The following is a 13027-nucleotide window of genomic DNA, read 5'->3' as shown; positions in this document are numbered from 1 at the left end:
AAAAATAGAACAGATTAAAGCACCTTAAGTTCATTGTATCCGGCAGATGAATTTCCGTCTGCCGGTTTATAAAATACCCTCAATTAAACGATTGTAAAAACACAGACTAATGAATTTTAAAGAGATTCCAATAGGACCATTGATTGAAAAAGAAGTTGCAGACTGCGGTATAGAACTATCCCGTATCTGTAGTTTTATGAAATGTACAGAGCAGGAAATAAGAATAATGTACAAGGCTACAAGCATAGAAATAGAAAATCTGTTGAAATGGAGTAAACTATTAGAATATGATTTTTTCAGGCTGTATTCACAACATCTGATATTATATGCTCCTGCAATAGCAGGTAAAAACACGGAACATAAACAGAATAAAAAAACGGGTTTACCCCAGTTCCGTAAAAATATTTACACAAAGGAAATCATCGATTTTATTCTGAGACAAATAGAGTCGGGAGAAATGTCAAAAACAGAAGTAATAGAACATTATAAAATTCCGAAAACAACGCTGTATAAATGGATATGGAAGTATAAAGGCGAAGAAAATTAAATATAAACATCTTATGGAAAAATTAATCCCCGATTATAAAAGAATTTATAATGACATCATAGTAAAAGAGTTTCCGGAAAAAAGAGATTCCTGCCAACGGTTATTACAGAAAGAAAACTTATCTGTTGTGGATATTATGGAACTTAACGAAAAAATTTTTGGAACTCCGGACAAAGAAACTTTTGCTGCCAGTCAGAGACATCGTTCATTCAGAAAAAAAGATATACTTAGTATACTTGATTATCAGAAAAAAAATAAACTCAACAATATCCAACTTGCCTTCCATTTTAAACTAAGTCGTAATACAGTAACCAAATGGAGAAAAAAATTTTTAATCTAGAAATGTGTCATAACAATAGATGAGCCTAAAATATGTTAGCTTTTTAGCTATGAGAGATACCAAAGATAATAGTAGGAGGCCTGAAAAGAAGCTCGTTTTCTGTATGCCTAAAAACTTATTGTTTTTTGTTTGTGTTGTTTTTAGAAATAATTAGAAAGTATTAGTTTTTATATGAATAATTATTATCTTTTAAGCAATTGTTTATTAGTAATGTCACGTAAAATATTTAATTATATAAAAAACCTGCATATTGATCCTGACACGGATATGCTTAAGCGTATCGATGCTCAGCGATTAAATTTGTTTGCATTTTCTATCGGGGTTGTTTTGCTTTTGAACGGATTGAGAGACTTACTTTTTGGATTTAGTAACTTTTTTTGGGGATTGTTTGTGCTGGGAGGAATTTTCCTTTTTCTTTTCTTTTTTACAAGGGCCCGTCAAAATATTTTGGTATGCCTTATCGTTATGGAGATTTCTATGCTGCTGGTTTTCTATTTTTCATCCACATCAGGTTTTGGAAACGGCTTGTCATTGTACTATTTTTTGATTCTTAATACATCATTATTTATTTTTAATACAAAGGAAACTTCGAGGTATATTATCATTGTTTTTGCTACTGCATTTATTCTTTTTCTAATAAGCCATTATTATGATTTTAGGATATTCAGGGTTGCGGGAGTGGAAAATTTAGAATTTTCAAAAAATCAGAGATTCTTTGCTTTTATCAATGTGTTTATATGGTTTGGGATTCTTGGCTATTTTATCCTGTCAAAGCATTTTATGATTTTAAAACTATACAAAGAGGTTCTTCGTGGTGAAAAAATAATGGCGAGTATGCGTGAAAAGCTCAACAGAAAAGATGATATGGATCTGGAAAATCTAGTGAAATTTGCCATGAATGATGATATTGCTTTTATACCCAAAATGAAATCTTCATTTCCCAATTTATATGACAATCTTACTGAGATAAATCCGGAGATTACAGCAGAGGAGTTTAAACTTTGTGCTCTTCTCAAGCTTGGTTTCACCACAAAAGATATAGCAGAATACAACTGTATTTCGGTGCGTACCGTTCAGACGAGAAAAAGCAGACTTAGAAAATCATTCAGAATATCTTCTGATACAGATCTATATAAATGGATAGATACTTTATAATGGGGACTAAAGATTTGCTCTTCCTCCTGTGTGTTTCCTTGTTTTTATAATTAAACACTAATGTAAATGTAGTGTGCCTGTTTAAAAGGCTTTATGATATTACGATCATAAATAGAAAATTTTGGTGGTAATTTTTTTCTAATTTATTTAAAAGTATTTTTCCTAAAAAATAAAAGAATACTATTATCATATTAAAAAAGTAGGTGCTGAAAATTTTCAGCGCTTTTTTTATATCTAAGATTTTAAAGCTTTCTTATAGTATTTATTTATTTCTGCAATTAATATTTACAGTATTATAGTGTAATGTCTACGAGCTAAATTATTCAATGCATCAGTTTTTAAATAGTTTTGACACCTAATTCAAAGAAAGTAATACTATTTAAATAAGAATGATGACAAAAGAAATTATTGGAATTCTCTTAGGTGGTTTTAGCCTATTTCCAGCACAAACAACTACAGCAATTACTAAAGCATTTAACGATCCAATCATAGGAGATGTAGTGAATAACTATACAGCCAATGGAGTGCCAGATCATTCTGCAATTGGAAATAATGCAACTTTCAATAATGCAAATTTAACACAAGGGCCCTTAAGTATTACCTCATATGCAGCAGTAACACCTGCAGAACTTATAACTTATCCTGGATCAACTATAAAAATGAATAGTTTGGGAAATACTGTATTTTATAAGTCAACGGCTTCAAAACTTGAAATAACTGGAATAGTAACTTCACAGGCGACATTAAATTTTAATTCTGATAGCGGAACCTTTATAACATATCCTGTTGCTTATCAATCTACAATCACAGATGCTGCAACAGATACCGCTGCCGGAACATTCTCTTCATCCTTAGCATCCGGACTTTTTAAAGGAACAATTACAACTTCTGGTGATGCTTACGGAACATTAATGATAGGATCACAAGTGTATAATAATGTTTTGAGAGTCAGATCAGTGCAAAGTTTCATTTTATATTCTTCTTTTGATACTTCTTATTTAGCACCCCTTGGAGTCATTACAAATATTACCTATTCTTATTATGATGGTAGCCATAAGTTTCCTTTATTAAACTCTACCAGTGGAGTTGTTCAGATTCCCCTGTTTAATATTAACCAGTCAGTTGACTATACGCAGGTGCTAGGTGAAGTTTATTTATCTACTGCCAATTTTACGCCAAAGGAAGATTTTAAAATCTATCCTAATCCAGCACATGATGTTATTCATTTGGCTGGAAAAACAAGAACACAATCTTCTGTGAACATTTATACAGCTGAGGGAAAATTAGTGAAAAGGTTTAATAATACTCCTGATAAAATTGATATATCAGCGCTTCCAAGAGCCTGCTATTTTATTGAAGTTTCCAATAAAGATGGGAAATCAGAAAAGTTAAAGTTGATCAAAGAATAAGACTTTACAATAGTATAAAATAATAACAGTTTTAAAAATAAAGCAATTATGACAATTAAATTAGGTGATATTGCCCCAAATTTTCAGGCTGATTCGTCTGTTGGTAAAATAGATTTCTATAATTACCTTGGGGATTCATGGGGGATTTTGTTTTCTCACCCTGCAGATTATACTCCTGTATGTACTACAGAGCTGGGAATGACAGCTAAGTTGCAATCGGAATTTACTAAACGAAATACCAAAATGATTGCACTAAGTGTTGATAGAGTAGAGGAACATCAGAATTGGATAAAAGACATTAATGAAACGCAAATGACTTGTGTTCAGTTTCCCATCATTGCTGACAATAATCTTACTGTTTCAAAGCTTTATGATTTTATTCATCCCAAAGCATCCACAACAGCAACAGTTCGTTCTTTGTTGATACTTGATCCCAATAAGATTATTCGTTTAATTATTACTTACCCAGCATCTACAGGACGGAATTTTGATGAAATAATGCGTGTTTTAGATTCTTTACAGTTAGTGGATAGATATACGATTGCAACTCCTGTTAATTGGAAAGATGGTGATGATGTAATTATTCCTCCCACCATTTCTACAGAGGATGCCCGAAAATTATATCCAAAAGGAGTTAGAGAAATTAAGCCTTATTTAAGATATACGCCACATCCTGATAAATAATAGACTATTGCTGAGGTAGCTGGATGTAAAGATCAATTAAAAAACACATCTGATTATGAATAGAAAAAAAATACTTTTATTAAGTCTGCTATGTGGATTGGCAGTTTCATGTAAGAAATCAGAAAATAAAGAGGTTCAATCAAAGATTTCTTCTCATGTAATGACAAAAGAGCAACAGAATAAGTTAACCGGTGAAGAGGTTCTGAAAGATTTCATTGAAGGAAATAAAAGATTCCAAGATGGAACTGTAACGATGAGAGATCATACGAGGCAAACAAGGATGCTTGTGACAGGTCAGTATCCGAAAGCAGTAGTTATAAGTTGCTTAGATAGCCGTGTGCCCGTGGAAGATATTTTTGATCAGGGGTTAGGAGATGTTTTTGTGGGAAGAGTAGCTGGAAATTTTGTGGATGAAGATTTATTGGGAAGTATCGAGTTTGCCTGTAAAGTAGCAGGAGCCAAACTTGTCCTTGTAATGGGGCATCAACATTGTGGAGCTATAAAAGGCGCAATTGACGATGTTAAGTTGGGTAATATGACAGCGATGCTTTCAAAAATAAAACCAGCAGTGAATATAAGTCAAAACTATACGGGAAAGAAAAGCTCAAAAAATGATGATTTTGTAAAATTCGTTTCTGAAAATAATGTCAGAATAGCACTCAGAGATATAAGAACAAGAAGTCCAATCCTTAAGGAAATGGAAGATAAAGGACAGATAAAAATTGTGGGAGCGTTTTATAGGATTACTGATGGAACATTGGAGTTTATAAAATAATTCAGTCTGCTAATTTGTTAAATTAGATTGTAAGTGGTTTTTTCTTTCTTATCTATTTGAAGAGATTATGAATGAGGTATTTTGTCCTAAAATAGTTTGACATAAAATTAGGCAATATTTAATCCGGAGAATCATTTAGTTTCTTCGGATTTTTTATTTTTTTAATTAAACTTTTATGACAATTTAATATTTACAAAGTGAACCTTTATTAGCTACAATTAAGTAGTATTATTTTGTTGACCCAACGATTTATATCTACAGAATATTTTTTTTGAAGATAATTGAATATCATACTTTTACAAAATAAGAATTCATCTTTATAATTTTTATACCAAGATAAAAACAAGATAATTGTTGGTATATTGAAAATACAGATTAATTCTCACTTTGTATCTAAAAAAGCACTAGTAGTACTCACAGCATGTATGCAATAGAGCTTTAGATATAAAACCCAATAAATACAAATACATGATGAAAAATAAGTCAATTATTTCTATTAATGTGCAGGCAAATGGAGATGAAAAAATATAAAGCATCAATGGATGCCAACACCCACTTTTCTTTATTTTGAAGAAGAAAAATCATAAATCTTATTTCCCCTTTCTTTATCGGCCTCAGATACCTCCCTCTATTCGTGTTTTAAGAACATATCTGAGGCAAGGGGATAAGAGAGTGGGATGAGATGAAAAAAATAAAATAGTATTTGGTTTTAGGGAGAACTGGCTATGTAAACTCAGTATTGAATCAACATAGCCAGCTTCATCAATATACTGAGATATCATCCCAATTTTTGTTCGTAATAATAGGATAATCAAATAAACGATACAGAAGAAATCAATCTTGATACTGAAAATCAAAAGTTCTAAAGATGGTTATGTCTTTTCAAGTGCTGTTCAGTGTTTGGGGTTATTTTTTATGTTTTCGGGTATTAATATATAAGAAGCAATAATGCTACATAATTTTTAAAATTTAAATAATGAAAAAACCAGCAATTTTATTAGGAGCTCTGACTTTGGGAGCATTTACATTAGGAACCAACACTACTTTTGCTAGTGTGAAATCAATGGAAACACATTCTACAGAGGCGGCCTGTGGAGGTAAAACAGAAAAAAGTGCTGAAGCGAAATGTGGAGGTAAAAAAACTTCTGAAGGAAAATGTGGAGGTAAAAAAACAGAAGCCAAAACTAAAGAAGGGAAATGTGGAGAAGGAAAGTGTGGTGAAGGGAAATGTGGAGGTAAAAAAACTAAGAATGAAACCAAAAAAACTAAAAAAACAACATCATCTAAATAATTTTTTGGAATCGGCAGACTTGTACAATAGGTCTGTCGATTTTTTTAAGTAGATAGACTTAAGTAAAATATAAAATTATGGTAGGAATTGGATATAGAAAAGAATTCTCGAAAGCATTTTTGAATACGGATGTTTTGCGACCTGATTTTGTAGAAGTAGCACCTGAAAACTGGTTAGGAGTCGGAGGATATTGGAAACAGGAATTAAAGCAGGTCCTGGAAAAATACCCGCTTTATTGTCATGGACTATCTCTTTCTATAGGCAGTCCGGAAGGAGTAGATAAGGATTTTGTGAAAAAGGTAAAGCAGTTTTTGGAAGACACTCAGGCTGTACTTTATTCCGAACATCTTACCTTCTCTAAAGTGGATAATGCCCATTTGTACGATTTATTGCCCATCCCTTTTACCCAAGAAGCAATAGAGCGGGTTTCTGAAAACATTCTTCAGGTTCAGGATATTTTGAAAAGGCCATTGATTTTGGAAAATGGAAGCTATTATACTGTTTTAGAAGCTGAAATGTCAGAAGAAGATTTCATCAATGAAATTGTAAACAGAACTGGCTGCGAATTGTTACTGGATGTAAATAATGTATATGTTAATGCATTCAATCATACGTATGATGCGAAGAAATTTATCCAGAAAATGCCCTTAGATAAGGTGAAATATATCCATATGGCGGGCCACTATCAAGTGAATGAATATTTAATTATAGATACTCACGGAGGAGATATCATTGATCCTGTGTATGACTTATTTGGATGGGCTATAGGGCAAATAAATAAAGATGTGCCTGTTCTTTTGGAAAGAGATTTTAATATTCCGGAACTGGAAAATTTACAACATGAAATTGATACGCTGAGAGTGATCAAAAATGACATCCTAAAACCTCAATATACTGCTGTAAATGCACAATAAAACATTTTCCCTTCAAACGGATCTTGCCTTGTATTGCAGGACCGGCTTAGATGAACCACAAACCAGTATTCAGGCGCATACATTTCATTACAGAAGGCTGGTATATAATGTGGTAAAAGATACATTGAAAAGAGCATTTCCTATGACAAGGAAATTAATCGGTAAAAGAAGATGGAAAAAAATGGTATCATATTTTTTTGAACACCACAAATGTCAAACTCCTCAGGTGTGGAAACTTCCACAGGAGTTTTCAGATTATTATCAGCAGCACAATTTCCCTTTTAAGAAAAAATTTCCTTTCCTTGTTACGCTTCTACAGTATGAATGGCTGGAGATTGAAGTTTTTATGATGGAGGATTTGCCCATTGATGAATTCAGCATAGAAAAAAAATTGCAGGAAGATGAAATTATTCCCAATCCGGAAATTAAGATTTTATCTACAGAATATCCTATTCATTTAAAAAATGTGAAAGAAATTACAGAAGAAGACAGAGGCCAGTATTTTGTATCTGTCCATCGGGACTTTTATACCAAACAAATACATTTCAACAATCTCTCTTATCCTTTTGTGGAAATTATTTTAAAAGCTAACGAAGGCTGTTTTAGCAGAAAAGATTTCATAGAATTGCTTGCCAAGTACGATAACGACGGAGAAAAAGTGATGAAATTATATCATGATTTTGAACAGTTTGCATTACAGAATACACTTTTTTTAGGATATCGGAATAAGTAGCATTTAATTTAATAAAGAAGTGTTGCCATCTTCTTTTCTAAACATTATTATATCAAATCTATGAAAAAAATACAAGAAATAATTAACAGGTCTTATAAAATACAAGATTTTGTTTTATTGGCTTTACGTTTAGTACTGGCATACGGTTTTTTTAATCCGGCAATGATGAAGGTTAAGGATATTGATAGTATTGCAGCCTGGTTTGAGAGTATCAATATCCCCTTACCTTTATTTAATGCTTATTTAGCAACTGGCACAGAAATTTTGGGCGTCATTCTATTGACCTTAGGTCTGCTTACCAGATGGATTTCAATTCCCTTGATTATTACGATGATTGTTGCCATTGTTACTGTACATTGGGAGAATGGTTTTGAAGCTGGTGATAATGGTTTTGAAATTCCTTTATATTATATTCTGATGCTCCTTACGCTTTTATCTTTTGGTGCTGGAAAATACAGCTTAGATCAATTTTTAAAATTAAACAGGATTAAAAATTAAATTTATTTTCTTCAGATTTCTTAAAAGTTCAATTGAAAAATTTGTAGAGCTAAAAAATAAAGTTAGCTGATAAGTCTATATCCTCTGCCTCTTACATTGATGATCTGAATAGATGGATCATGCGATAGTTTTTTTCTGATTCTGGAAATGAAAACATCTAAACTGCGACCATTAAAAAAGTCATCTTTACCCCATATTTGTTGTAAAGTAAATGATTTATCAACAATCTCATTCTTATGTTCCAAAAGTAGTCTTAAAACCTCAGCTTCTCTGTAGGTAAGATTAAAAATAAGATCATCGTATTGTAAGGTTTGTTTGGTATAGTTGAAGCAGTAAATTCCAATATTGAATTTACTTTCATCCATTTTTTGAGGAATGCGGTTTAAAAGCCCATGAATACGCACAATAAGTTCTTCCATACTGAATGGTTTCTTCAAATAATCGTTTCCTCCACACTGAAAGCCATTCAAGACATCCTGTACCTGAGATTTGGAGGTTAAAAAAATAATAGGTGTAGTTTTATCTGTTTTTCGAATTTCAGCTGCCAGTGAAAACCCATCTTTCTTAGGCATCATAACATCCAGAACAATAGCGTCTGGCTTTTTACTGATATAATGATCATAGGCTTGTTGGCCATCCTGACAGTGTGTGACAGAGAAATTCCTGGTTTCCAGGCTTTCTTTTATAATCATGCCTAAAGTAGCTTCATCTTCAGCCAATAATAGATCTATTTTGTTATCCATTTGGGATAGAAATTTTGAAAGTTGTTAATTCTTTTGCTATAAGTTCAAGGGTTCCGTTATGCTTTGAAATAATGTTTTTAGCATAATATAATCCAATACCGAATCCCTTCTCATTATGAATATTGTTTTGTGGGATACGATAAAATTTATCGAAAATTTTCTGCTGATGGAGTTTCTCTATCGGATTGCCATTATCTGAAATTTCAATATTTAAACTTTTATCATCCTGTTCAATATTAATTATTATTTCATTGCCACCATATTTAATAGCGTTGTCGATAAGATTGGAAATTACATTCTCAAAATGAAAACGGTCAATAAGAATATAGATATAGGACTGTAAAGAGTTCATTGTGATCTTTTTCTTAGTGTGGATACTAAATTTTTCAATAATATGGGTAACTAAATCTATAACTTCAGTATTTGACTTTTGTAAGTGAAGTTCATTACTTTCCAGTGCAGATGTTTCCAGAATTCTTTCAATCAATTGATGCAGTTTGGATAAATGCAGCTTGGAAATAGTCACATATTTTTTTGTTTTTTCCGGTTCATTGTCAGTATTAAATTTTTCTATTCCCTCCAAGGCACTACTTACTACCGAAATGGGTGTTTTTAACTCGTGTGATATATTGCTGATAAAGTCATTTTTTATGATGGCTAACTGCTTTTGTTTTTGGATAATTGAAAGCAAATAAAAAAGACACAAAATAATGCTTAAAGAAAATATAGAAGAAATTAAAATTCCGGTTAGCCCCACTTTTAGTGTTTTAAAGAATATATCAGGGAAAAGAATTTTGAGTTCACTTTGAGGAGGCAAATAAGACGATTTGGACAATACTGAAAAAACAAAGTCTCTATTTCCCGGGTTATTGTATTTAGAAGCTATTTGTCCTTTCCTTTGATAAAGAAGTGCATAGTCAAAGTCAAGATTTTTATTTTTGAATTCACTGTTAAGATATCTGGATAGCTTTTTGAGATCTATGTTGATCTCTCTAATGGACATAAGTGTTTTTTCTGCCAAAAACTTTATTTTTTTACTGTCTAAAAGAGAATCTCTGCTGGGATTGATGGAATCATTAAATATAAGATATTTTTCTTTTTCCGGTTTTTCATACAGTAAAATGGTGTCTGAATTGCTGTTAGGCTGGATTTCGTTGGAAATACGCTGTGCTTTAATTACAATATGAGGGTTCATATTTGATCTTGCCTTATCATTATAATAGTTGTTGATACTATTTTCTAATGCATTCTGTACCGTATTCAAAATTTGCTGCTTATTCGTCTTATAGTTTTGAATGTTCCAGTAAACCTGAATACTTATGGTAACTAAAACCATAAGACTTATATACAGGGCAATATTGTTTCGGAAAAGTAATTTCATATATCAAAAATAACATCTATAGGGATACTATTTACTGCGTTAACACACGTTAACACTAGTTATCACTAGGTTAAAACTTGCGTATTTACCTTTGAACTATCAAATAATAGATTTACAAATTAAGCAACATGACATTTTTTAAAATTAATAAAAAAACAAATATTATGACAAAAAGAAATTGGATCATTACAATTGTACTCATTCTAATTGTAAGCACTAATACTATTACCGCACAAATGGGTGAGGTAAAAAAAGAAAATGCTGCCGTAAAAAATACAGACCCATTAAAAGGCTTGAAAAAGGCTTCCTTTAAAGATATTAAGTCTAATGGACCAATCATGATCAATCCTAAAACCACACCTACTTATTCTGAAGACCATGTGTTGCTTAATGAACAAGATTTTGGGGAGAAAATGAGCTCTGGTGATTATGAGCTTGATCCTTATGCTGATGATCGTATGGAATTAAAAGCTTTTGTATTAAGAAAAGCAACTGAAGAAGAAAAAGAAATGTTTAAACAAAGAAAAAAGAAAAGAGAAGAGGCCAGGATAGCTAGCGAGGCATTAATAGGTAAAGAAGCAATGCCGTTTTCAGTTACTGATATATTCGGAAAAAAATATTCTCTGGCTGATCTTAAAGGGAAAGTGATAGTGATGAACTTTTGGTTTGTTGAATGCAAGCCATGTCTGATGGAAATCCCTGAACTCAATGAATTGGTTGAAAAATATAAAAATAAAGAGGTTGTTTTTCTTGGTTTTTCAACAAATCCAAAATCAAAAATTGATGAGTTCTTAAAAACAAAGACATTTAAATACAATATCATTGCGGAAAGTAAAAATAAAGCAGATTTATATCATGTTAATTCTTTTCCAACGCATTTCATTATTGATAAAGAGTCAAAAATTGCCCATTACGCAAGTGGATTCGGGCCAACAACCATAGAGGATTTGGATAAAGTGATTGAAAAATTATTAAACAAATAATATTTGTTAGATTACCATAGGAATGCTAGTTCTCTGTTGAGCTGGCATTCCCTTGTTGATGAGATAGAGATGGATGTTGGGGTTGAATTGTAGGGAGATTCATCTATATTAAAATACATGGTAAAAGGAGCTCCATTTTCTGAAACCTGTATGGCATCAAAAATAAAAATGTTATTAAACCCAGGTAATCTTTAGTAGATCATCCTAAAAGCCTCAATCAAAAACTCATTAAATATTTTCGAAATAAAAACCAAAGCATTGCTTTGGGACTTTTATTGATGAAGTATACAGATCAGTTTTAATAGGCCTTTGGGTTCTTTTTTATCTGAGACATATAACCATACTTAATAAGATGAGTTTCATGTATAGATTTTTTGAAGATTGTGTTAGACTATTTTTGAACCCAAAGTGACTATCTGATGTGAAAAAAAATATCTATAAAATTATTCTTTTATTAATACAAAAGTGATTTTTTACAGCTGTAAATTTAGTTGAATAGTTATGATTGTAAAGTGAAAAATCAGTAGTTATAAAACTACACATGTGGCGTTTTTTATTGTGGCTCTGCGAGATGCTTATTGGCTTTGCAGTCTGTTCTTCATCGCCAGTGAAAATGATGGTAATTTCTTATATTATAAGTAAAAGTATTATAAAATTACAGATCAGTTTTTTTTACTTATTAATATAAAAGGATAAGCTTGTGCTTATCCTTTTTCCATGTGTATGTATGAATTTGTATAATAAAAAATGATTTATACTTAATGTTGATCCTAATTTTTAACAAATCTCTTAGAAGATTCTCCAATCTGAATCATATAAGCACCCTTGATAAGGTTGCTTACGTTCACGGACCCTCTTTGTAGTTTTCCTGAATCGATTAGTTTTCCACCCATATCGAAGATTTTGTAATCTTCAGAAGTTGTATTGGAAATATAAAGTATATCTCTTGCAGGGTTTGGATAAAGCTTTACATCGGTGATCAGATCTTTCGTACTATGAAGATCTCCTTTTCCGGAAGAAACAATATTGAGGGTATAATCTTCTACCTGTCCGAAATTGACTGCCTCACATGAAGAAGTAGGAATTGAATTGTACTTCATCATTATTCTCATTCTTGTGGATCCCACTGTAGCAGTAGCCGGGATTGTAATAGATCCTGTAACCGGACTTGTTTTAGACCCTGCTTTTGTCCATGCCAGTTCTCCGCTGTCTGTAAAGTCTCCGTCTCCGTTGTAATCAATATAAACCGCGTAAGCTTCGCTGTATTTTGTAGAAGTCCAAACCGGAGTAATGGAAATGGTATAAGCACTTCCTCTTGTAACATTGGTAGAAACTGAAGTGAAGTTTTCATATCCTGCAGTTCCTGTAGACGTATTATTGATAGATCCAAATGTTACATTTCCGATTCTTTCATCTGCTGTATTTGAGGCCGAAGAAGAACAATAAGTAACAGTTCCTCCAGAAAGAGTTGTCACACTCACTGTATTACTTGACACCGAAGCATTTCCAGCTGCATCTTTTGCTTTCACAGAGAAAGAATACGTAGTTGCTGGTGAAAGTCCTGTTACAGTATA

14 protein-coding genes are annotated in these 13027 nt (G+C 32.0%); 11 read left to right on the top strand and 3 right to left on the bottom strand.

Features of this window, described 5'->3' with window-relative positions:
* The first annotated feature begins 109 nt into the window (after positions 1-109).
* The 10 genes from NK356_RS08940 to NK356_RS08895 all read left to right on the top strand — a co-directional run bounded on the left by NK356_RS08940 (position 110) and on the right by NK356_RS08895 (position 8346).
* Entirely contained in the window at positions 110-547 is a 438-nt protein-coding gene (locus tag NK356_RS08940) for a transposase (protein WP_034697095.1), read from the top strand.
* A 13-nt stretch (positions 548-560) separates the two neighbouring features.
* Complete coding sequence (locus NK356_RS08935; RefSeq protein WP_034697096.1) at positions 561-887, top strand: hypothetical protein; 327 nt, start codon at positions 561-563, stop codon at positions 885-887.
* A gap of 210 nt (positions 888-1097) precedes the next feature.
* Complete coding sequence (locus NK356_RS08930; protein ID WP_034697097.1) at positions 1098-2042, top strand: hypothetical protein; 945 nt, start codon at positions 1098-1100, stop codon at positions 2040-2042.
* A gap of 389 nt (positions 2043-2431) precedes the next feature.
* Positions 2432-3451: a T9SS type A sorting domain-containing protein gene (locus NK356_RS08925; RefSeq protein ID WP_253316774.1), complete on the top strand. Its 1020-nt coding sequence runs from the start codon at positions 2432-2434 to the stop codon at positions 3449-3451.
* Between the two features lie 48 nt (positions 3452-3499).
* Entirely contained in the window at positions 3500-4135 is a 636-nt protein-coding gene (locus NK356_RS08920; RefSeq protein WP_034697098.1) for a peroxiredoxin, read from the top strand.
* Between the two features lie 55 nt (positions 4136-4190).
* Positions 4191-4910, top strand: coding sequence for a carbonic anhydrase family protein (locus NK356_RS08915; RefSeq protein WP_034697100.1), 720 nt, complete (start codon positions 4191-4193; stop codon positions 4908-4910).
* Positions 4911-5886: 976 nt separating this feature from the next.
* A complete protein-coding gene (locus NK356_RS08910) occupies positions 5887-6201 on the top strand; it encodes a hypothetical protein (RefSeq protein WP_253316773.1) in 315 nt (104 codons plus the stop codon).
* A gap of 77 nt (positions 6202-6278) precedes the next feature.
* The gene (locus tag NK356_RS08905; RefSeq protein ID WP_253316772.1) at positions 6279-7115 is read left to right on the top strand and encodes a DUF692 domain-containing protein; all 837 of its coding nucleotides are present in this window, start codon (positions 6279-6281) and stop codon (positions 7113-7115) included.
* Positions 7105-7848, top strand: coding sequence for a DUF2063 domain-containing protein (locus NK356_RS08900; RefSeq protein WP_253316771.1), 744 nt, complete (start codon positions 7105-7107; stop codon positions 7846-7848). Before NK356_RS08905 ends, NK356_RS08900 begins: the two co-directional genes overlap by 11 nt.
* 60 nt (positions 7849-7908) lie before the next feature.
* The gene (locus NK356_RS08895) at positions 7909-8346 is read left to right on the top strand and encodes a DoxX family protein (protein WP_253316770.1); all 438 of its coding nucleotides are present in this window, start codon (positions 7909-7911) and stop codon (positions 8344-8346) included.
* A gap of 62 nt (positions 8347-8408) precedes the next feature.
* Here NK356_RS08895 and NK356_RS08890 read toward each other — a convergent pair whose 3' ends face one another.
* Entirely contained in the window at positions 8409-9089 is a 681-nt protein-coding gene (locus NK356_RS08890; protein WP_253316769.1) for a response regulator transcription factor, read from the bottom strand.
* Entirely contained in the window at positions 9082-10470 is a 1389-nt protein-coding gene (locus NK356_RS08885) for a sensor histidine kinase KdpD (RefSeq protein WP_253316768.1), read from the bottom strand. Before NK356_RS08885 ends, NK356_RS08890 begins: the two co-directional genes overlap by 8 nt.
* Positions 10471-10634: 164 nt before the next feature.
* On the opposite strand from NK356_RS08885, the gene NK356_RS08880 reads away from it, so the two are divergent.
* On the top strand, positions 10635-11453 hold the full coding sequence (locus tag NK356_RS08880; RefSeq protein WP_253316767.1) for a redoxin domain-containing protein: 819 nt from the start codon (positions 10635-10637) through the stop codon (positions 11451-11453).
* A 770-nt stretch (positions 11454-12223) separates the two neighbouring features.
* Here NK356_RS08880 and NK356_RS08875 read toward each other — a convergent pair.
* Positions 12224-13027: GEVED domain-containing protein (locus tag NK356_RS08875; RefSeq protein WP_253316766.1), on the bottom strand; the 804-nt coding region annotated here is incomplete at its 5' end.

The organism is Chryseobacterium sp. S0630, from assembly GCF_024158915.1.
Taxonomy (GTDB): Bacteria; Bacteroidota; Bacteroidia; order Flavobacteriales; family Weeksellaceae; genus Chryseobacterium.
This window is presented reverse-complemented; position numbering and strand designations above follow the sequence as displayed.

What these genes read in the sequence shown, in the direction of transcription:
- NK356_RS08930 (WP_034697097.1), top strand. Translation starts at nt 1,098, where the DNA reads ATGTCACGTAAAATATTTAATTATATAAAAAACCTGCATATTGATCCT.
- NK356_RS08935 (WP_034697096.1), top strand. Translation starts at nt 561, where the DNA reads ATGGAAAAATTAATCCCCGATTATAAAAGAATTTATAATGACATCATA.
- NK356_RS08880 (WP_253316767.1), top strand. Translation starts at nt 10,635, where the DNA reads ATGACAAAAAGAAATTGGATCATTACAATTGTACTCATTCTAATTGTA.
- NK356_RS08890 (WP_253316769.1), bottom strand. Translation starts at nt 9,089, where the DNA reads ATGGATAACAAAATAGATCTATTATTGGCTGAAGATGAAGCTACTTTA.
- NK356_RS08925 (WP_253316774.1), top strand. Translation starts at nt 2,432, where the DNA reads ATGATGACAAAAGAAATTATTGGAATTCTCTTAGGTGGTTTTAGCCTA.
- NK356_RS08910 (WP_253316773.1), top strand. Translation starts at nt 5,887, where the DNA reads ATGAAAAAACCAGCAATTTTATTAGGAGCTCTGACTTTGGGAGCATTT.
- NK356_RS08905 (WP_253316772.1), top strand. Translation starts at nt 6,279, where the DNA reads ATGGTAGGAATTGGATATAGAAAAGAATTCTCGAAAGCATTTTTGAAT.
- NK356_RS08920 (WP_034697098.1), top strand. Translation starts at nt 3,500, where the DNA reads ATGACAATTAAATTAGGTGATATTGCCCCAAATTTTCAGGCTGATTCG.
- NK356_RS08895 (WP_253316770.1), top strand. Translation starts at nt 7,909, where the DNA reads ATGAAAAAAATACAAGAAATAATTAACAGGTCTTATAAAATACAAGAT.
- NK356_RS08885 (WP_253316768.1), bottom strand. Translation starts at nt 10,470, where the DNA reads ATGAAATTACTTTTCCGAAACAATATTGCCCTGTATATAAGTCTTATG.
- NK356_RS08940 (WP_034697095.1), top strand. Translation starts at nt 110, where the DNA reads ATGAATTTTAAAGAGATTCCAATAGGACCATTGATTGAAAAAGAAGTT.
- NK356_RS08900 (WP_253316771.1), top strand. Translation starts at nt 7,105, where the DNA reads ATGCACAATAAAACATTTTCCCTTCAAACGGATCTTGCCTTGTATTGC.
- NK356_RS08915 (WP_034697100.1), top strand. Translation starts at nt 4,191, where the DNA reads ATGAATAGAAAAAAAATACTTTTATTAAGTCTGCTATGTGGATTGGCA.